This is a genomic window from Rosenbergiella nectarea, assembly GCF_900111105.1.
Classification (GTDB): domain Bacteria; phylum Pseudomonadota; class Gammaproteobacteria; order Enterobacterales; family Enterobacteriaceae; genus Rosenbergiella; species Rosenbergiella nectarea.
Genome location: NZ_FOGC01000010.1, coordinates 1 through 18402 on the forward strand (window position 1 = coordinate 1; position 18402 = coordinate 18402).

At 46.1% G+C, this 18402-nt stretch carries 22 protein-coding genes; 7 read left to right on the forward strand and 15 right to left on the reverse strand.

What is annotated here, in order from left to right; genetic code table 11:
- The 9 genes from BMX14_RS11995 to fkpA form a co-directional block, all read right to left on the reverse strand.
- A partial coding sequence (locus tag BMX14_RS11995) for a GTP-binding protein (protein ID WP_230527487.1) occupies window positions 1-95 on the reverse strand: 95 nt, incomplete at its 3' end.
- Between the two features lie 67 nt (window positions 96-162).
- Window positions 163-2277, reverse strand: coding sequence for an elongation factor G (gene fusA / locus BMX14_RS12000; protein ID WP_092677122.1), 2115 nt, complete (start codon window positions 2275-2277; stop codon window positions 163-165).
- A gap of 94 nt (window positions 2278-2371) precedes the next feature.
- Complete coding sequence (gene rpsG, locus BMX14_RS12005; protein WP_048912872.1) at window positions 2372-2842, reverse strand: 30S ribosomal protein S7; 471 nt, start codon at window positions 2840-2842, stop codon at window positions 2372-2374.
- A 96-nt stretch (window positions 2843-2938) separates the two neighbouring features.
- On the reverse strand, window positions 2939-3313 hold the full coding sequence (gene rpsL / locus BMX14_RS12010; protein ID WP_003852912.1) for a 30S ribosomal protein S12: 375 nt from the start codon (window positions 3311-3313) through the stop codon (window positions 2939-2941).
- 123 nt (window positions 3314-3436) lie between these two features.
- Complete coding sequence (gene tusB, locus BMX14_RS12015; protein WP_092677124.1) at window positions 3437-3727, reverse strand: sulfurtransferase complex subunit TusB; 291 nt, start codon at window positions 3725-3727, stop codon at window positions 3437-3439.
- A gap of 8 nt (window positions 3728-3735) precedes the next feature.
- On the reverse strand, window positions 3736-4095 hold the full coding sequence (gene tusC / locus BMX14_RS12020; protein ID WP_092677126.1) for a sulfurtransferase complex subunit TusC: 360 nt from the start codon (window positions 4093-4095) through the stop codon (window positions 3736-3738).
- A complete protein-coding gene (gene tusD, locus BMX14_RS12025) occupies window positions 4095-4472 on the reverse strand; it encodes a sulfurtransferase complex subunit TusD (protein ID WP_092677128.1) in 378 nt (125 codons plus the stop codon). Before tusD ends, tusC begins: the two co-directional genes overlap by 1 nt.
- Window positions 4472-5191, reverse strand: coding sequence for a helix-turn-helix transcriptional regulator (locus tag BMX14_RS12030; RefSeq protein ID WP_092677129.1), 720 nt, complete (start codon window positions 5189-5191; stop codon window positions 4472-4474). The genes tusD and BMX14_RS12030 overlap by 1 nt, the downstream gene beginning before the upstream one ends.
- Window positions 5192-5363: 172 nt before the next feature.
- Window positions 5364-6182: an FKBP-type peptidyl-prolyl cis-trans isomerase gene (fkpA, locus tag BMX14_RS12035; protein WP_092677131.1), complete on the reverse strand. Its 819-nt coding sequence runs from the start codon at window positions 6180-6182 to the stop codon at window positions 5364-5366.
- 274 nt (window positions 6183-6456) lie between these two features.
- Here fkpA and BMX14_RS12040 point away from each other — a divergent pair, with 274 nt between their 5' ends.
- A complete protein-coding gene (locus tag BMX14_RS12040; RefSeq protein WP_092677133.1) occupies window positions 6457-6675 on the forward strand; it encodes a SlyX family protein in 219 nt (72 codons plus the stop codon).
- A gap of 33 nt (window positions 6676-6708) precedes the next feature.
- Here the strand turns inward: BMX14_RS12040 and slyD are convergent, their stop codons facing one another.
- From slyD to kefG, 4 genes are all read right to left on the reverse strand, one after another.
- The gene (gene slyD, locus BMX14_RS12045; RefSeq protein WP_092677135.1) at window positions 6709-7251 is read right to left on the reverse strand and encodes a peptidylprolyl isomerase; all 543 of its coding nucleotides are present in this window, start codon (window positions 7249-7251) and stop codon (window positions 6709-6711) included.
- 180 nt (window positions 7252-7431) lie between these two features.
- Window positions 7432-7626 (reverse strand): YheV family putative zinc ribbon protein, encoded by a 195-nt coding sequence (locus BMX14_RS12050; protein ID WP_048912880.1) that lies wholly within the window; start codon window positions 7624-7626, stop codon window positions 7432-7434.
- A 34-nt stretch (window positions 7627-7660) separates the two neighbouring features.
- Window positions 7661-9472 (reverse strand): glutathione-regulated potassium-efflux system protein KefB, encoded by a 1812-nt coding sequence (kefB, locus tag BMX14_RS12055; protein WP_092677137.1) that lies wholly within the window; start codon window positions 9470-9472, stop codon window positions 7661-7663.
- Window positions 9459-10022 (reverse strand): glutathione-regulated potassium-efflux system ancillary protein KefG, encoded by a 564-nt coding sequence (gene kefG, locus BMX14_RS12060; protein WP_048912882.1) that lies wholly within the window; start codon window positions 10020-10022, stop codon window positions 9459-9461. Before kefG ends, kefB begins: the two co-directional genes overlap by 14 nt.
- 122 nt (window positions 10023-10144) lie before the next feature.
- On the opposite strand from kefG, the gene BMX14_RS12065 reads away from it, so the two are divergent.
- Window positions 10145-12058: an ABC transporter ATP-binding protein gene (locus BMX14_RS12065; protein ID WP_092677138.1), complete on the forward strand. Its 1914-nt coding sequence runs from the start codon at window positions 10145-10147 to the stop codon at window positions 12056-12058.
- Between the two features lie 27 nt (window positions 12059-12085).
- Here BMX14_RS12065 and BMX14_RS12070 read toward each other — a convergent pair whose 3' ends face one another.
- Window positions 12086-12688 carry a LysE family translocator gene (locus tag BMX14_RS12070; protein WP_092677140.1) on the reverse strand — a complete coding sequence of 201 codons (603 nt, stop codon included), beginning with the start codon at window positions 12686-12688 and terminating at the stop codon, window positions 12086-12088.
- Window positions 12689-12734: 46 nt separating this feature from the next.
- Here BMX14_RS12070 and BMX14_RS12075 point away from each other — a divergent pair, with 46 nt between their 5' ends.
- From BMX14_RS12075 to BMX14_RS12085, 3 genes are read left to right on the forward strand one after another with little or no spacing between them, the layout of a single operon-like run.
- Complete coding sequence (locus BMX14_RS12075; protein ID WP_092677142.1) at window positions 12735-13757, forward strand: hydrolase; 1023 nt, start codon at window positions 12735-12737, stop codon at window positions 13755-13757.
- Window positions 13754-13969, forward strand: a complete 216-nt coding sequence (locus BMX14_RS12080; protein WP_092677144.1) for a YheU family protein — start codon at window positions 13754-13756, stop codon at window positions 13967-13969. Before BMX14_RS12075 ends, BMX14_RS12080 begins: the two co-directional genes overlap by 4 nt.
- Before the next feature lie 51 nt (window positions 13970-14020).
- Complete coding sequence (locus BMX14_RS12085) at window positions 14021-14908, forward strand: phosphoribulokinase (protein ID WP_092677146.1); 888 nt, start codon at window positions 14021-14023, stop codon at window positions 14906-14908.
- On the opposite strand, the gene BMX14_RS12090 is transcribed toward BMX14_RS12085, so the two are convergent.
- Window positions 14905-15309, reverse strand: a complete 405-nt coding sequence (locus BMX14_RS12090) for an OsmC family protein (protein WP_092677148.1) — start codon at window positions 15307-15309, stop codon at window positions 14905-14907. The genes BMX14_RS12085 and BMX14_RS12090 overlap by 4 nt on opposite strands.
- A 287-nt stretch (window positions 15310-15596) precedes the next feature.
- On the opposite strand from BMX14_RS12090, the gene crp reads away from it, so the two are divergent.
- Window positions 15597-16229 carry a cAMP-activated global transcriptional regulator CRP gene (gene crp, locus BMX14_RS12095; RefSeq protein ID WP_048912889.1) on the forward strand — a complete coding sequence of 211 codons (633 nt, stop codon included), beginning with the start codon at window positions 15597-15599 and terminating at the stop codon, window positions 16227-16229.
- 73 nt (window positions 16230-16302) lie between these two features.
- Window positions 16303-18393 (forward strand): YccS/YhfK family putative transporter, encoded by a 2091-nt coding sequence (locus tag BMX14_RS12100; protein WP_092677149.1) that lies wholly within the window; start codon window positions 16303-16305, stop codon window positions 18391-18393.
- Window positions 18394-18402 lie beyond the last annotated feature (9 nt).

Sequence of the window (18402 nt, forward strand, 5' to 3'; positions counted from 1 at the left end):
ATTGCAGCAGTTAAAGTGGTTTTACCGTGGTCGACGTGACCGATGGTGCCCACGTTTACGTGTGGTTTATTACGTTGAAATTGCTCTTTAGCCATGGCTATATTCCTTACTGTTATGCCCTCATTCTCGATGAGAGCATGGGATCAAATTTAAACCGTAGTTTTATTTGCTACGTGCTTCAATAACAGCCTGCGCAACGTTGTTCGGCGCATCGTCATACTTCAAGAACTCCATGGAGTAAGAAGCACGACCTTTAGTCAGAGAACGCAACTGAGTCGCATACCCAAACATTTCGGACAATGGTACTTCGGCATGAATCTCAACGCCAGTTGCGTTTGATTCTTGACCTTTCAACATACCACGACGTCTGCTCAGGTCACCGATAACATCACCAGTGTGCTCTTCAGGAGTCTCAACTTCAACTTTCATGATTGGCTCAAGCAGAACTGGGTTCGCTTGTTTAAAGCCTTGTTTGAAAGCTAATGATGCAGCCAGTTTAAACGCTAGTTCTGATGAGTCAACATCATGGTAAGAACCGAAGTGCAGACGAACACCTAAGTCAACTACCGGGTAACCCGCTAATGGACCTGATTTCAGCTGCTCTTGCAGACCTTTGTCAACCGCAGGGATGTATTCTGTTGGGATTACACCGCCTTTGATATCGTTGATGAACTCGTAACCTTTAGGGTTAGAGCCTGGCTCAAGTGGGTACATATCGATCACAACGTGACCATATTGTCCACGACCACCAGACTGCTTAGCATGTTTACCTTCAACATCGGTAATTTTGCTACGAATTGCTTCACGGTAAGCAACCTGTGGTTTACCCACGTTTGCTTCAACGTTGAACTCACGCTTCATACGGTCAACGATGATATCTAGGTGAAGTTCACCCATACCAGCGATGATTGTCTGGTTAGACTCTTCATCAGTCCATACGCGGAATGATGGATCTTCTTTTGCCAGACGACCCAGAGCTAGACCCATTTTTTCTTGGTCAGCTTTGGTTTTCGGTTCAACCGCGATTGAGATTACTGGCTCTGGGAATTCCATACGCTCCAGGATGATTGGCGCGTTAGGATCACACAGGGTATCACCAGTAATAACATCTTTCAGACCGATTGCTGCCGCGATGTCACCAGCACGAACTTCGCTGATTTCTTCACGCTTGTTAGCATGCATCTGAACGATACGGCCTAAACGCTCGCGTTGTGATTTAACTGAGTTCAGTACAGTGTCACCAGAGTTTACAATACCTGAGTAAACACGGAAGAACGTCAAGTTACCCACAAATGGGTCGTTCGCAATTTTAAATGCTAATGCTGCGAATGGCTCGCTATCGTCTGAACGACGTTCAGCTGGAGTATCTTTACCATCATCCAACATACCTTTAATTGCAGGCACTTCAGTTGGGGAAGGCAGATATTCGATAACGGCATCAAGCATCGCTTGAACACCTTTGTTCTTAAATGCAGAACCACAGGTAACCAAGATGATTTCGTTGTTCAGAACGCGTTGACGCAGAGCATTTTTGATTTCTGCTTCAGTCAGTTCTTCACCACCCAGGTATTTTTCCATCAGCTCTTCGGAAGCTTCTGCTGCAGATTCGATCAGGTTTTGACGCCATTCTTCTGCTAGCTCTTGCAACTCTGCTGGGATTTCTTCGTAATCGAAGGTCGTACCTTGGTCAGCATCATTCCAGTTGATAGCCTTCATTTTCACCAGGTCAACAACACCGGTAAAACCTTCCTCTGCACCGATCGCTAATTGCAATGGAACAGGGTTAGCACCTAAACGTGCTTTAATTTGGCTGACAACTTTCAGGAAGTTCGCACCCATACGGTCCATTTTGTTAACGAACGCGATACGTGGAACTTTATACTTGTTAGCCTGACGCCATACGGTTTCAGACTGTGGCTGAACTCCACCAACTGCACAGTAAACCATTACTGCACCGTCAAGAACACGCATTGAACGCTCTACTTCGATAGTAAAGTCAACGTGTCCCGGGGTATCAATGATGTTGATACGGTGTGGTTCAAATTGTTTAGCCATACCAGACCAGAATGCAGTCGTCGCAGCTGAGGTGATAGTAATACCACGCTCCTGCTCCTGTGCCATCCAGTCCATTGTCGCTGCACCATCATGTACTTCACCGATTTTGTGACTTACACCGGTATAGAACAGGATACGCTCGGTAGTAGTAGTTTTACCGGCATCGATGTGTGCACTGATACCGATATTACGGTAACGTGAAATGGGTGTTTTACGAGCCATTTGATTCCTCTGAATTCTAGGACGTTCTATTTAAGTTAACCACAGCGGGTTAGCTTTTAGAGCGCCCGCTGGGTTAACAACTACACCGAAGGGATTACCAACGGTAGTGAGCGAACGCCTTGTTGGCTTCTGCCATACGGTGAACGTCTTCACGTTTCTTAACTGCAGTGCCTTTGTTCTCTGCAGCATCAGAAAGTTCGTTCGCCAGGCGTAGAGCCATAGATTTATCACCGCGTTTACGAGCAGCTTCAACGATCCAACGCATTGCCAGAGCATTACGACGAACCGGACGTACTTCAACTGGAACCTGATAAGTTGAACCACCCACACGGCGTGATTTTACTTCGACTGTTGGACGAACGTTGTCTAAAGCAACTTCGAACGCTTCCAGTTCAGATTTTCCAGAGCGCTGAGCCAGGGTCTCAAGCGCGTTATATACGATAGATTCTGCAGTAGATTTTTTACCGTCTACCATCAGAATGTTTACAAATTTTGCCAGTAGTTCTGATCCGAACTTAGGATCCGGCAGAATTTTACGTTGACCAATTACACGACGACGTGGCATGGAATATCTCCGTTGATAATTCAGGATTGTCCAAAACTCTACGAGTTTATTTTGACATTTATGTTAAAACGTTTGGCCTTACTTAACGGAGAACCATTAAGCCTTTGGCTTCTTCACACCGTACTTAGAACGAGCCTGTTTACGGTCTTTAACACCGGAACAGTCAAGTGCGCCGCGAACGGTATGGTAACGCACACCTGGTAAGTCTTTAACACGACCACCACGGATCAGGATCACGGAGTGCTCCTGCAGGTTATGACCTTCACCACCAATGTAGGAGGTAACTTCAAAACCGTTGGTTAAACGAACACGACAAACTTTACGTAATGCTGAGTTCGGTTTTTTTGGAGTAGTAGTATATACACGAGTACATACACCACGTTTTTGCGGGCAAGCTTCCAGCGCAGGTACGTTGCTTTTTGCAACTTTACGTACGCGTGGTTTGCGAACCAGCTGGTTAACTGTTGCCATTAAATAGCTCCTGGTTTTGCTTTTGCTTCGTAAACACGTATTAAATCTACCTCATATTTCTATGAGGACGCAGAATTTTAGGGCTGAGTATAGAGGGTGTCAAGAAATAACCAACATATCGTCTCACCAAGTGATCTGTTTCGAATGCTTTACAGTCAACTCAACGAACTGTTGGTAGCTGATTATTTGAAATTTAGGCCCTAACAATGCTGTAATTCCACGGGCTTGGGCGTCTTCCTGAAGAACATAGAGTCCGGAATGCTTTCTTGCTACCAGTTTGGAAAAATAATGGTTATTAGCCACTCCACCGTATACTGCATCTTGCAAGAGTAAAATGTCGTCTGCCTGACCAATAAATGTCTCAAGATAGTCTATATCGAGCTTTACTGGAGAGGACATGATGAGATGAAGCATATGCCCCCTTAAAAACTAATAATTTTATCGTAGTGGCTGAGCCGCTGTTGAAGTTTACTTAAGGGTAAGGGCTTCACGGATATCCCACCCATAGCTTGTTCAGTAATACCACGCATTACTAAGGATTGCTGACACACATAAACATTTTCAATATCATAAAGCTCAAGTAATTTAAACGTGGTGATGTAGTCCCGCGCATAGATCACATTGGGCTGTTGAGAGCTTACGAGATGAAAGACCCCCTCGCCTATAAAAAATACCCCAATGTCTTCACTAAGCGCTGCCGTTGCAAGTAAAGCGTCGAGTCCTTCCCTACCGGAGCTTGAACCATGAGGAGCTGTTTTAAAAATATAAGCTATAGAATTCATTAAAATTGTATTACCCGCTCACAGGTTAGCAAGGATGTAGCAAGTTCTCCTAAGCCTGAAAAATTAAATTGTGGGTGAAAGTTATACTGCCCTGCTTGTGCATGCTCCTGATCGATGACCCCACGCCGTAAAGCGGCTGATACACATATATTCAGCGCGATATTTTCCTCACGACTCAACTTTACCCACTCATCAATTAAGTTGTGTTCGTCATTAGCGGGAGATGTGAGCCTATTTGCGTTACTCACGGCCTCCTGATAGAAAAAAATCGACGCAATGCTATGTTCAGCTTTCAATAGGGCTTTAGCGAACATCCAAGCACTTGTGGCATTCTGTGTGCCATAAACTGGGCCAGTTATTACCAGTGCGTAGCGCATTACTCCTCCCCTTCAGGAAAATCTTCGTGTCTGAATTGTCGGATATAAAGATAAACCGTGTGTTTGGAGATATTCAAACGGTCTGCTACCTGATTGATAGCATCTTTAATATCAAATATCCCTTTTGCGTATAAATTCAAAACGACTTGCTTATTCTTACTATTGTTGGCCACCGAACGGTCATTACTGACCTCTTCGATAGTGTGTTCCAATGTCTGCAAAACTAAGTCATCGACTGAACTGGCAAAATGAACATGACTGTCGTGCTGAGCTTCCGATGGGCAAAAGGTCGCGAGGATCTGAGAGAATGGAACATCTAGATTCATGTTGATACACAGTAGGCCGATGACGCGTTGTGAACTATTTTTAATGGCAATCGTCGTTGATTTCATTAATGCACCACTTTTCGACCGAGTAAAACGGGTCCGAGACGATGGATTTTCTCGCCCGTTTAATTCATGTAAAGTTTGTAAGGCAAGATTAGTGATAGGTGAGCCCACTCGGCGCCCCGTTAACTCGCCATTGGCAATACAGATTGCAGAACTTTCAAGGTTATCCAAAGCGTGCAGTACGATCTCGCAATGATCACCCAACATTAGGGCTAAGCCCCCCACTATCGACTCATAAGACCGCAATATTTCATGGTCGAGGGTATTGAATGCATATTTAGAGCTCATTACGTCCCTTGAGCCATCTGTAGTACTTAATGGTTTTGACATAGCTTACATCATCCTAATATGACAAAGGATAATTCCCAATCGCTCAATATCGGAAAGGCCTAGAGGTAAAATATTTATTGGTTTTAAGACTATTATTTACGCCAATCAAGAAGTGATGGCAAGGGGTAAACACCACTGCGTGCTGCAGTGGTGTTGATAATGCGAGAGAGCTTTACTTTTTAGCCGCTGAACTTTCATCAGCCGCTGGTGCTTGTGGAGCTGACTCGCCTTTAGCGGCAGGTTTAACGTCTAATAGCTCAACATCAAAAACTAGAGTCGAATTAGGTGGAATACCTGGCACACCATTCTGTCCATACGCTAGCGCCGGCGGGATCATTAACTGGATTTTACCCCCCTTCTTGATATGTTTTAACCCTTCAGTCCAACCAGGGATAACACCGTCAAGGCGGAAAGAAAGTGGCTCATGACGATCATAAGAGCTGTCGAACTGAGTTCCGTCAGTCAGTGTCCCTTTATAGTTAACAACAACTGTATCGCTGTCAGTAGGGGCTGCGCCAGTACCCGGCTTTTCGACCTTATAAAGCAGGCCTGATGATGTTTTCTTCACGCCTTTTTCTTTGGCGAATTTCGCTGCGAAAGCGTTACCTTTTTCGGTATTCTCTTTGGCATCTTTTTCCATTTTCGCTTGTGCGGCAGCTTTTACATTTCCTTCAAACGCTTTGAGTGTTTGCTCAACTTCACTATCCGAAAGTTTGCTTTTCCCTGCAAAGGCATCCTGCACACCTGCGAGTAATTGTTTATTATCTAGCTTAATACCGAGTTTCTCTTGTCCCTTTAAAGAGTTCTCCATGTAACGACCTAATGAGGCACCCAGCGCGTAAGCCGATTGTTGGCTCTGATCTTTAAAGGCAGAGTTTACTGCAACTTGTCCTGAAGGCTGAGCAGTGGTCTCTGCAGCCATGACTAGAGGGGCGTTAAGGCCAACCGCTAAAGTTGCAGCCAACAGTGAGACTTTAAACAATGATTTCATCCATATCTCCTAACCAAAGTCAGGTACTTTGGCACTTTAAAAGTGTAAAACACTACACAATGACTTTTTAATGGCTAACAGCTGTACCATTACGAGTTAAACGGCCCCTCTACGACAATACACTCATGATAAAGTTTCGAGGTTAACCAATATATTGGGGCGAAAATTTGTTTTTCAAGGGCGAATAAAATATCGCGAATTCCACAGGATTTCTGCAAGGGGTGAGCGGTATACTATCAATTAAGATCGTAAGTTCAACGATGGAGACTAGATTATGAAGGTTGAGGAATTAACTCAACGGCTAGACAACCTTGAAACAAAGGTTGCTTATCAGGAACACACTCTTGAGGAGTTAAACCAAACGTTAATCAGCCATGAACTTGAAATGGCAAAGATGAGAGAACATTTAAGGTTATTGATGAGTAAATTGAAAGCCGTTTCGCCGTCCATGGTAGCCTCTCAATCAGAAGAAACTCCCCCGCCACATTACTAATAAAAAAGGCTGCGTTATGCAGCCCTTTTTAACTTAGTGGTGACAGCCACAGCCGCCAGTACCACAACCTTCTTCGTTTTGCTCGTGATCATGGTCGTGATGATGACCATCAGCACCGTGTACATGACCGTGCGCTAATTCTTCTTCGGTCGCTTCACGAATCGCAACCACTTCGACGTTGAAGCTTAAGTTTTGACCCGCTAACATGTGGTTGCCGTCAACAACAACGTGGTCGTCGCCAACTTCAGTAATTTCTACTGGAACTGGGCCTTGGTCGGTTTCCGCTAGGAAACGCATACCTGGTTGCAGCTCATCCACGCCAACAAAAACATCTTTTGGAACACGTTGAACTAAATTCTCGTCATATTGACCGTAAGCGTCGTTAGCAGGCACATTGATATCGAACTTATCACCAGCTTCGCGGTTATCTAACGCGTTTTCTAAGCCAGAAATTAAAGAACCGTGACCATGTAAGTAGTCCAGCGGTGCGGTAACAGGTGCTTCATCAACCAGCACACCATCTTCAGTACGTACTTGATAAGCAATACTAACTACCAAGTCTTTTGCAATTTTCATGATAACTCCTAACCGTTGAGCGCTGTGTTCCCGTCTCATTGGTCTATTTTTGCCTGCAATAATACCAACCAGAAAGGTCCTGACTATGTTGAAAAACTCTATCAGTTCTTCCGTAAACAATTATAGTGGGAATGATTGGCGCGAAATTCAATGCTTAAACCAGAAATTAGCGTAAAAAACTTATTCCGGTGTAAAGACACCGATGATTTGTTCGTCTTTTCGCACCGCTGATTGCACTTGTTTGTCCGCCTCGCGCATCTGGTCACCACATTTCACACATTCAACCACCTCCACACCTGACTCTTTCCACAGTGCTAAAGTATCTTTTGCTTGGCAGTGCCGACAAATTGCTCCAGCAATAAAACGTTTACGCATGTTACACCCTTAATAGTGAAGAAGAGAACCCGCATTAATCTGCGGCATCCCAGCGTCCCAATGTTTGTTTATCCTGTTGCATTTCCCGACGAAAAACGTCTTCAAGCTCCCGGCGAGCTTCCTTCACCCGTGAGATATGTCCGGTTTCATCATGGTGTGGCATCAGATCCTTCAGCATTTGCTCGTCAAGCTGAGTAAAATATTGCTGAGCACGCTCTGCTTGGTAAGGGTGGATGCCTAGTGATACCAATGCTTTACCGGCTAATTGGACCGCACTTAAAAAAGTTTCACGCGTGATGCCGGTAATTCCAGCTTGTAATAGCTCATGAGCCTCTACCCGCCCTCTTGCTCGTGCAAGAATTTTCAAATGAGGGAAATGTTGCTGGCACAGCGCTACGGTTGCCATGGTATCTGAAGGATCATCGCAGGTCACAATGATCGATTGCGCCCGCTCCGCCCCTGCTGCACGCAATAGTTCTAGATCGTTCGAGTCGCCGTAATACACTTTATACCCATAACTCCGAGTCAAACTCACTACGCTGATATCTTTCTCTAACACGGTAACGCGCATGTTATTGGCCATCAACAAGCGTCCAACGACCTGCCCAAAGCGACCGAAACCGACTAAAATGACTTGAGGTTCATCGTCTTCAACATAATGTTTTTCTGCATTTTCATCATCTTGATTATTAAAACGACGCACTAAGATGAGATCAATCAACTTCATCAGTAAGGGGGTGGTAATCATCGATAGCGTCACGATCACAAGAAGAAGTGATAATTGCTCTTGATGGAACAGTCCCGCACTGGAGGCGGCAGAGAAAAGGACAAATGCAAATTCCCCACCTTGGCTAAGTACGCCAGAAAACTGTAAACGTTCCGAGCTTCTCATTCCATACAGACGCGCCAGTAGGTACAGAACTAATGCTTTGATGGCGACCAGAGTCAAGACGGCGACTAACACCTCGACAACATGGGTAAATAATACGCCAATATTCAGTGCCATACCGACCGAGATAAAAAATAGCCCCAGCAACAGCGCTTTAAAGGGATCGATCGCGACTTCTAACTCATGACGATACTCACTTTCCGCTAACAAGATACCCGCAATGAACGTCCCTAATGCCATCGATAAGCCTAAGGCATCCATAAATAGTGCGGAGCCGATAACGAGCAATAATGCGGAAGCGGTAAAAATCTCTTTCACGCCAGATGCGGCGATGTAGCGAAAGATAGGCCGTAGCAAGAAGCGTCCACCCACCAGCATTCCAGCGAAAGCGAGGACTTTCATCCCTATCTTCATCCAATCGGTGGGATGCCCTGAATCATTTCCCGCTAATAATGGTACCAGCGCTAAGGCAGGTATCACGGCTAAATCTTGAAAAAGTAAAACCGAAAAACCGAGCTGTCCGGCTTCACTACGGTTCATGCCTTTTTCCTGCATCAATTGTAATGCCATGGCCGTTGATGACATCGCAAGACCGATACCGCCAATTACCGCGGCTTGCCAAGAAAATTGGGTGGCCCACAGCAGTCCAGCAAGTAACACACTTGAAAAAATAACTTGTCCCGCACCGACGCCAAAAATGGAGCGCCTTAGCTGCCACAACTTACCCGGGTTTAGCTCTAGCCCGATGATAAACATCAAGAACACCACCCCTAGTTCGGAAAAGTGGAGAATTTCCTCGACATCACTAATAAACCCCGCGCCCCAAGGGCCAATCGCTATCCCCGCTAAGAGATACCCCAGTACCGGACCAATCCCTAGTCTTGCGGCAATCGGTACCGCGACCACCGCTGCGGCGAGATAAATTACGCCTGCGGTTAATAAATCAGATCCGCCCATCCATTATCTCCTCTGGTAATGGCTGAGTGAGCCAGTCTGAATACGCTGCGGCAAGAGATTTCAAGACATCCAAAGGCTGTCGTCTTGCATGATAAATCACCATTGGCGACATCCACTGCATATGGCAAGTCTGCGCGACCAATTCGAACGGGCGCATAATCTCGCCAAGAGGATAACGGTTTAACCCCTGCGATTGATAAGCACTTTCTGGCTCGCCGGTGGTGACGACACAGCGTAAGGTCTTACCTTCTAAGGCCGATTCACCCATTCCCGAAGCGAACCCCCGCGATAGTACTCGATCCAGCCATTCCTTGAGCAGCGAGGGGCAACTATAAGTATAGAGGGGATATTGAAACACAATAATATCGTGCTCCCGTAACAATTGTTGTTCACGATAGATATCGATAAAAAAATTGGGGTACGTGGCATAAAGGTCATGCACCGTAACATGCTCGACTCGGCGAGCCGCTTTAAGTAGCTTACTGTTTACCACTGATTCCTGTGCCTCAGGGTGCGCATAAAGCAAAAGTATTTTAGGTGAAGATGACATTGTCGTCCTCCAAGTTATCGTCTTAGCAATGGTTTTCCGTTACCATGCTGCGATACAAAGATGTGTGGTGAGCGATTTTAGTTATGCCACTAATTTACCATATTCCATAAATTACGGCGCTTATGATTGTCTTCTCTTCCTTACAATTACGACGCGGAACTCGCGTACTCCTAGACAATGCATCGGCAACCATTAATCCGGGCCAGAAAGTAGGCTTAGTCGGTAAGAATGGCTGCGGAAAATCAACCCTATTGTCGTTACTCAAACAAGAGATCAGCGCAGAGAGTGGTAGCGTCAATTTCCCGGCCAACTGGTCCCTAGCGTGGGTAAACCAAGAAACGCCAGCACTTGCCACGTCGGCAATTGATTATGTGATTGATGGCGATAGGGAATTTAGAGACTTAGAAACTCAGCTCTCGGTAGCGAACCAAGCCAATGATGGAAATCAAATTGCGCTGCTTCACGGTAAATTAGAGGCTATCCAAGCCTGGAGTATCCATGCCAGAGCGGCGAGCTTGCTCTATGGGTTAGGCTTTTCTCACACTCAGCTCCAGTCGCCAGTGAAAGACTTCTCAGGAGGGTGGCGAATGCGCCTAAACCTGGCACAGGCGCTAATTTGCCGTTCAGACCTTCTATTGCTGGATGAGCCAACCAATCACTTAGATCTCGATGCGGTAATTTGGCTAGAGAAATGGCTGAAAAGTTATACCGGTACCTTAATCCTTATCTCTCACGACCGGGATTTCCTCGACCCTACTGTGGGCAAGATCTTGCATATTGAGCAAGAGAAACTCATGGATTACACCGGCAACTACAGTGATTTTGAGCGTCAGCGCGCCACTAAATTAGCGCAACAACAGTCATTGTACCAAAGCCAACAGACTAAAGTCGCGCATCTACAGCACTACATTGACCGTTTTCGTGCCAAAGCGACCAAAGCAAAACAAGCACAAAGCCGCCTAAAAATGTTAGAAAGGATGGAAATGATTGCGCCCGCGCATGTCGATAATCCTTTTACCTTCCAGTTCCGTGCGCCAGAGTCGCTCCCTTCCCCGCTATTAACGATGGAAAAAGTGACTGCAGGCTATGGCGATAGAGTTATTTTGGATTCGATTAAACTGAATCTGGTTCCTGGTTCGCGTATAGGCTTACTCGGTAAAAATGGGGCGGGTAAATCTACCCTCATCAAGTTACTGTCCGGTGAGCTTAACCCGCAATCGGGTGTAGTAACCCTTGCTAAAGGCGTAAAGCTCGGCTATTTCGCACAGCATCAACTTGAGTATCTACGTGCAGAAGAGTCACCGCTGCAGCACCTGCAACGGCAAGCCCCGAAAGAGCTGGAACAACACTTACGCGACTACCTGGGGGGATTCGGATTTCAAGGCGATCAAGTTAAAGCCCCTACCGCGCAGTTTTCAGGGGGGGAAAAGGCTCGCTTAGTGTTAGCGCTGATCGTCTGGGAGCGTCCGAACTTACTGCTACTCGATGAACCGACTAACCACCTTGATCTTGATATGCGCCAAGCACTTACCGAAGCGCTTATCGACTTCGAAGGCGCTTTAGTCGTGGTATCGCACGATCGTCACTTATTACGTGCGACGACCGACGATCTTTACCTCGTCCATGATGGTAGTGTCGAGATGTTTGCGGGTGATCTCGATGATTACCAACAGTGGCTCGTCGATCAGCAAAAAGACATCGCTGCCACCCAAAAAAGCGACGCTTCTCGTGATAACAGCCAAAGTGCACAGTCGCGTAAGGATCAGAAAAGGCGTGATGCCGAACTGCGAACTAAGACACAACCTCTACGCAAGCAAATCGAGAAGCTCGAAAAACAGATGAGCGAGTGTCAGCGTAAATTAGCGGAAGATGAAGATAAGTTAGCTGATCCTGCAATTTACGAAGCAAGTCGTAAGCCTGAGCTGACCGATACCTTACAGCATCGGACCGCAGTTCAGGCACAACTTGAAGAGGTAGAACTCGCTTGGCTTGATGCGCAAGAGGAGCTTGAAGCATTACTTACGAGCGAGAGCTAACTCAGGGTAAGCCTCATTTATACGTAATTATAACCAGATAAAGACCACGCTCAGGGCGGTCAACAATCCCATAATAAGATTGAACTGTCGCCATGCGCGTGGGCTGTGCAACCAACGACCAATCACGGTACCGAAGGCTAGCCAAATACACCCCGCAATAAGGTTGACTAAAAACATGGCTAAACTAATGCGAGCAATCGAGGTAATATAGGCCTTACCGCTTAAACTGAAACTGGCAACCGCACCCAGCGACATCAACCAAGCTTTAGGGTTGACGAGTTGTAATACCGCACCTTGCCACAATGGCAATGTCTTTTCTGGATGCTCTTTCACCTCAAGAGATTCATAAGCAGCCGTCGTGATTTTCCAAGCCAACCAAAGTAAATAAGCACTACCTGCGATTTTTAAGAACATATGTAACGCAGGATAAAGGATAATAAGATTACCGACACCGAAGGCTATTAGTAACAGCATGATTTGCATGCCAAACATAATACCTAGCATCAATGGTATAGTACGAACGAAACCAAAATTGGCGCCAGAGGTCGTAAGTAGCATATTATTGGGGCCCGGCGTAATCGCCGCGACCCACAAAAAACCAAATAGTGAGAGAAAAAGACTGAGTTCCATAAAATTACCATTATCCAGATTAACCTTTGAAACTATACAGTGAGTTATGGATCAGACAAGCCCTGAGAACCTGAATAATTATCATAATGACGAGCATGATTTTACTCCTATTCGTTGTTTGAGAAATGCACATATTCAGACTCTATTACCCAGAATCTTACGCCGTATGGTCCGTATCAAACCTGTTTGGCAGCGCCTAGAGCTACCCGATGGGGACTTTGTCGATCTCGCTTGGAGCGAAGATCCGATGTTGGCAAAACATAAGCCACGCGCGGTCATTTTTCACGGGCTAGAGGGCAGTGTAAAAAGTCCTTATGCCCATGGCCTATTAGCCTCTTTTCAGCAGAAAGGATGGTTAGGGGTAGTCATGCACTATCGTGGCTGTAGCGGTGAACCCAATCGATTAAAACAGAGCTATCATTCTGCTGATATCGAGGATGCCAGTTATTTTCTACGGTGGATGAAAGAGAAGCTGGGGCCAGGCTGGACCTCCGCGACTGGATTTTCTCTCGGTGGTAACATGCTTGCTTGTCTAATGGGTAGCCAAGGCGACGAATGCTTACTTGATGCAGGCGTTATCGTTTCAGCTCCCCTGATGCTCGAACCCTGCAGTGTTAAAATTGAAGATGGCTTCTCACGGTTTTATCAGCACTACTTATTAACACGCCTGAAAAAGAGCCTACGCCGAAAGCTTAAGGCACACCCACACCTATTTTCGATTGCACCGGGCGAACTTAAAAAGATCAAGAAACTCCGCGAGTTTGACGATAAGATTACCTCGCGTATTTATCATTTTTCTGACGCGCTAGACTACTACCGACAAGCCAGTGGTATGCCGTGGCTTGCCAGTATAACTAAACCACTCTTAATTATTCATGCGGCAGACGACCCCTTTATGACCGACGATGTCATACCTTTACCAGAACAGCTATCGTTGACTATCGATTATCAGTTAAGTGAATACGGTGGGCACGTTGGTTTCGTTACTGGCAGTCTGTTTAAGCCGGTAATGTGGCTTGAACAACGTATTCCTCAGTGGCTTTCTACACAATTGGATTCTACATCATGATTATCCCTTGGCAGGAACTCCCGGCAGAGACGTTACAAAGCGTCATCGAGTCCTTTGTGTTACAAGAAGGAACCGATTATGGTGAGCAAGAGAAAACCTTATCCGAAAAAGTTGCTGACATTACTCGGCAACTTCAAGCAGGCGACATCGTTATTGTTTGGTCAGAATTACATGAATCCGTCAGCCTTCGTGCAGCGCGGGACATACGCTGAAGGATAACCGTACGCCATAGTAGTCGCCCCTAACCCGCTAAGGAGACCATCATGTCAGCCAAACATCCTATTATTGCCGTAACAGGTTCAAGCGGTGCAGGGACAACGACAACCAGCCTAGCCTTTCGTAAAATCTTTCAACAACTGAGTATCCAAGCCGCTGAAGTTGAGGGCGATAGTTACCATCGCTACACTCGTCCGGAAATGGACGTTGCCATCCGTAAAGCGAGAGATTTAGGTAAACACATTAGTTATTTCGGTCCAGATGCTAACGATTTTTTACTATTAGAACAGACCTTCAAGCACTATTCAGAAACGGGAACCGGCCGTTCCCGTAAGTATCTCCATACCTACGACGAAGCGGTACCGTGGAAACAAGTCCCAGGGACGTTTACGCCTTGGCAACCCCTCCCTGAACGGACTGATGTGTTGTTCTACGAAGGATTACACGGCGCGGTGGTGACTGAAGAGCATAATGTTGCTGATCTGGTGGATTTATTGGTCGGTGTAGTGCCGATTGTAAACCTAGAATGGATTCAAAAGTTAGTACGAGACATGCAAGAGCGGAGTCATTCGCGCGAAGCGGTAATGGATTCAGTGATTCGTTCTATGGAAGATTACGTAAATTACATCACACCGCAATTCTCCCGTACGCATATTAATTTTCAACGCGTCCCGATGGTCGACACTTCTAATCCTTTCGCCGCTCATGCGATTCCTTCGATGGATGAGAGCTTAGTGGTAATCCATCTTCGCGGTGTGGAAGAGATTAACTACCCTTATCTCCTTGCCATGATCCAAGGGTCCTTTATTTCCGCCATGAACACGCTAGTGGTTCCCGGCGGAAAAATGGGCTTGGCGATGGAGCTTATCTTGACGCCAGTCATTAAAAAGCTGGCTGAAAGGCGTCAACAGACCTTATTAACAGCTCAATGTTAAGCGATAATGATTTCGTGGCTATGGGTAATCTCTACCGCTTGCCCCAACATGAGCGCCACTGAGCAATATTTCTCCGCTGACAGGGAAACTGCTCGCTCAACCGCCTTCTCGGTTAATGTCTTTCCCGTGACAATGAAATGCAGATTTATATGGGTGAAAAGTCGAGGGACCTCTTCACGACGAGTAGAGGTTAATTTGACTTCACACCCTCGAACCTCGTGGCGGCCTTTTTCTAGGATTGAAACCACATCAATCGCACTACAAGTTCCCGCCGACATCAGGACCATTTCCATTGGACTCGGCCCCTTTTCACCACGGTTGCCATCCATTACTACTTGGTGGCCGGAGGCCGATTCGGCGACAAAACAGAGCCCATCTACCCACTTTACCTTCGCTTCCACCCACAAGCCTCCAGTTTCAGAATTTATTAGCTAAGATACTCTGAGGTGGATTAATTCGCAAACCACTCATTTGGACTCATACAATACAAGACAGTGACGCTAACCTGTGCTAAAAACAGGGAAAGGATTATTTATTTCGTTAATCCCCAGATAAAATACCTCGGAACACGCTAAGGTAATTTTATCGACCAATAAAAAAAGAAATGGCACTTGATGCTTTCATAGAGTCGCAAAGGCGGCTCACCCTGGTTTTATCCAGGTTCGATTACAATAGAGGATAGAAGCGAATGGTTCTTGGTAAACCACAAACAGACCCTACATTAGAATGGTTCCTCTCCCATTGCCATATTCATAAGTATCCGTCAAAAAGCACCTTGATCCATCAGGGTGAGAAAGCAGAAACGCTTTATTACATTGTTAAAGGTTCTGTCGCGGTACTGATTAAAGATGAAGAAGGCAAAGAGATGATCCTCTCTTACCTTAATCAGGGCGATTTTATTGGTGAGCTTGGCTTATTTGAAGAAGGACAAGAGCGTAGTGCTTGGGTCAGAGCTAAGTCAGCCTGTGAAGTCGCTGAAATTTCGTACAAAAAATTCCGCCAATTGATCCAGGTTAATCCGGAAATTCTTATCCGTCTTTCCGCACAAATGGCTCGACGCCTACAGGTAACGTCAGAGAAGGTCGGCAACCTAGCCTTTCTGGACGTGACAGGACGTATCGCTCAAACTCTGCTGCACCTTGCTCACCAACCGGATGCTATGACCCACCCCGACGGGATGCAAATCAAAATTACCCGTCAGGAAATTGGACAGATCGTCGGATGTTCACGTGAAACGGTTGGGCGTATTCTCAAAATGTTAGAAGACCAAAACTTAATTTCCGCACATGGTAAAACTATCGTAGTATACGGCACACGCTAATCGGCGTAGAAGGCAAGGGAACCCCTTGCCTTGCTCCGGTCGCGATCATTCATACAACAAACTGCAGCGGTTAATGCTACGTCGACTTATTTATCATCCTGAAGTAAATTATGCTTTCCGCCAAACTCTGGTGCTCTGTTTGCCTATTGCACTGGGCTGGCTGATGGGTGATCTCCGCTCAGGCTTACTTTTTTCTTTAGTCCCTTCCTGCTGTAATCTCGCTGGTTTAGATACTCCGCATAAACGTTTTTTTAAACGACTCGTCGTAGGCGGTTTACTTTTCGCCTGCAGCAGCTTTTTACTCCTTTGGTGTTTACAGCAGCACTATCCATTACCGCTCTTTCTGTTCGCTTTGCCGCTAATTGTCGGTGTCACGGGCGAGATAAGCCCGTTACACGGTCGACTATTGCCCGCTTCACTTGTCGCCGCAGTACTTTCTATTAGCTTGGCTGGCCGTATGCCGATATGGGGCCCCCCTCTACTCTATTTAGGAGGGACGGTTTGGTACGGGGTGTTTAATTGGGCGTGGTTTAAGTTTTCGCAGGCGCAGCAGCTTCGTGAAACGCTTAGCTTGCTCTACCGCGAGCTAGGGAATTACTGCGAGCATAAATACCACCGTATTTTTAGCGCGGATGACTCTCCAGAAAGTTTGCAGGATCTCCTCAAGCGTCAGCAGAAAGTGATTGATCTGATTACTCAATGCTACCAACAGTTGCATATGTTACCGGCGGCAAGGAATCGGAATGACCGGTTCTTGATTCGTTATTTCTTGATGGCGCAAGATATTCAGGAACATATTACGATAAGCTTGAATCAACCCGATGAAATCAAAAAACTGTGTCACGATAGTTTTGGCAGAGAAATTCTGAATTGGAATGCCAACACGGTAGCCTCACAGCTCCACCGCTTGGCTGACGATATTTTATATCACCAGTTCGTAAAGCCTTTTTCAATGAGTAAACAAATTTCAGCATTGCAAAAGCTGGCTCAACACTTCCCTCACAATCCGGTACCACAATTTTGCTTTTATCATTTCACGCGGATTGCTCGGGTCCTACAGAATGAGAAACCCCTCTATCAGCGTGATCTCATGCGTGATAGACAGCGTCGTTTACCCTTATTACCTGCCTTAAAAAGCTATCTATCGTTAAAATCGACCGCTTTGCGTTCTGCGGCACGTTTTTCAATTATGTTGATGTGTGGCGGCGGCGTCGGCATGGCGCTGAATATGCCTAAGCCCTACTGGATTTTGATGACCATCGTTTTCGTGAGTCAAAATAACTACAGCGCAACGCGGGTACGTATACAGCACCGAGCATTGGGAACTTTTGCGGGATTAATTATTGCGGCAGTCACACTGAATCTGCATGTCCCTGAATCATGGATCTTAATCATCATGTTACTGATTACCTTCTTCAGTAACCTGTTCAATCGCCAATATTATGGCTGGGCAACGATTGGATTTACGGTCACAGCCGTCTATTCACTGCAACTTCTTTCCCTAAACGGACACCAATTCCTTGTCCCTCGCTTATTAGATACGCTACTCGGCTGCTTGATCGCCTTCGGGGGAACGCTTTGGTTATGGCCACAATGGCAGAGCGCACTGTTACGCGATAATACGCTGGATGTGCTCAATGCTTATCAACAAGCTCTCAAAGTCTTATTAGGTCCAGAACAAAAAGATGAAGTCTTCGAAGCTGCGCGAGTGGAAGCAAACCAAAAACATAACGCGCTGTTCAACGCCCTTAATCAAGCCATGCAGGAGCCTGGTTTCGATGATGAGTATCTCGAAGAGATGCATTTATGGGTTAGCCACAGCCAATATATTGTCGAGCATATTAATGAGCTTACTGCGTTAGCCCGTGAACATACCATGCTTACCCCGACTTTAGCCGAACGCTATTTACAAGCTTGCGAGATAGCGCTACAGCAATGCCAACAGCGTTTATTGTATGCTAACGATCAAGAGAACTATCACTCAACACATGTGATGGATGAAGCGGCTAATTTCGACAAAGGACCCAGTACCATCGTCGAGCGGCATATTGAACGAATTCTTGTGCATGTGAAATCCATGCGGACAATTTCAGCGATTATCTGGACTCAGCGCCCGAAACACGGCGCGTGGTTTTCCCGTGCCAACAAGAGCCCTGAGCAGTAAACAACTCAG

Coding starts and splice junctions, on each gene's coding strand:
- fusA (WP_092677122.1), bottom strand. CDS start 2,277: ATGGCTCGTAAAACACCCATTTCACGTTACCGTAATATCGGTATCAGT.
- rpsG (WP_048912872.1), bottom strand. CDS start 2,842: ATGCCACGTCGTCGTGTAATTGGTCAACGTAAAATTCTGCCGGATCCT.
- rpsL (WP_003852912.1), bottom strand. CDS start 3,313: ATGGCAACAGTTAACCAGCTGGTTCGCAAACCACGCGTACGTAAAGTT.
- tusB (WP_092677124.1), bottom strand. CDS start 3,727: ATGCTTCATCTCATCATGTCCTCTCCAGTAAAGCTCGATATAGACTAT.
- tusC (WP_092677126.1), bottom strand. CDS start 4,095: ATGAATTCTATAGCTTATATTTTTAAAACAGCTCCTCATGGTTCAAGC.
- tusD (WP_092677128.1), bottom strand. CDS start 4,472: ATGCGCTACGCACTGGTAATAACTGGCCCAGTTTATGGCACACAGAAT.
- BMX14_RS12030 (WP_092677129.1), bottom strand. CDS start 5,191: ATGTCAAAACCATTAAGTACTACAGATGGCTCAAGGGACGTAATGAGC.
- fkpA (WP_092677131.1), bottom strand. CDS start 6,182: ATGAAATCATTGTTTAAAGTCTCACTGTTGGCTGCAACTTTAGCGGTT.
- BMX14_RS12040 (WP_092677133.1), top strand. CDS start 6,457: ATGAAGGTTGAGGAATTAACTCAACGGCTAGACAACCTTGAAACAAAG.
- slyD (WP_092677135.1), bottom strand. CDS start 7,251: ATGAAAATTGCAAAAGACTTGGTAGTTAGTATTGCTTATCAAGTACGT.
- BMX14_RS12050 (WP_048912880.1), bottom strand. CDS start 7,626: ATGCGTAAACGTTTTATTGCTGGAGCAATTTGTCGGCACTGCCAAGCA.
- kefB (WP_092677137.1), bottom strand. CDS start 9,472: ATGGGCGGATCTGATTTATTAACCGCAGGCGTAATTTATCTCGCCGCA.
- kefG (WP_048912882.1), bottom strand. CDS start 10,022: ATGTCATCTTCACCTAAAATACTTTTGCTTTATGCGCACCCTGAGGCA.
- BMX14_RS12065 (WP_092677138.1), top strand. CDS start 10,145: ATGATTGTCTTCTCTTCCTTACAATTACGACGCGGAACTCGCGTACTC.
- BMX14_RS12070 (WP_092677140.1), bottom strand. CDS start 12,688: ATGGAACTCAGTCTTTTTCTCTCACTATTTGGTTTTTTGTGGGTCGCG.
- BMX14_RS12075 (WP_092677142.1), top strand. CDS start 12,735: ATGGATCAGACAAGCCCTGAGAACCTGAATAATTATCATAATGACGAG.
- BMX14_RS12080 (WP_092677144.1), top strand. CDS start 13,754: ATGATTATCCCTTGGCAGGAACTCCCGGCAGAGACGTTACAAAGCGTC.
- BMX14_RS12085 (WP_092677146.1), top strand. CDS start 14,021: ATGTCAGCCAAACATCCTATTATTGCCGTAACAGGTTCAAGCGGTGCA.
- crp (WP_048912889.1), top strand. CDS start 15,597: ATGGTTCTTGGTAAACCACAAACAGACCCTACATTAGAATGGTTCCTC.
- BMX14_RS12100 (WP_092677149.1), top strand. CDS start 16,303: ATGCTACGTCGACTTATTTATCATCCTGAAGTAAATTATGCTTTCCGC.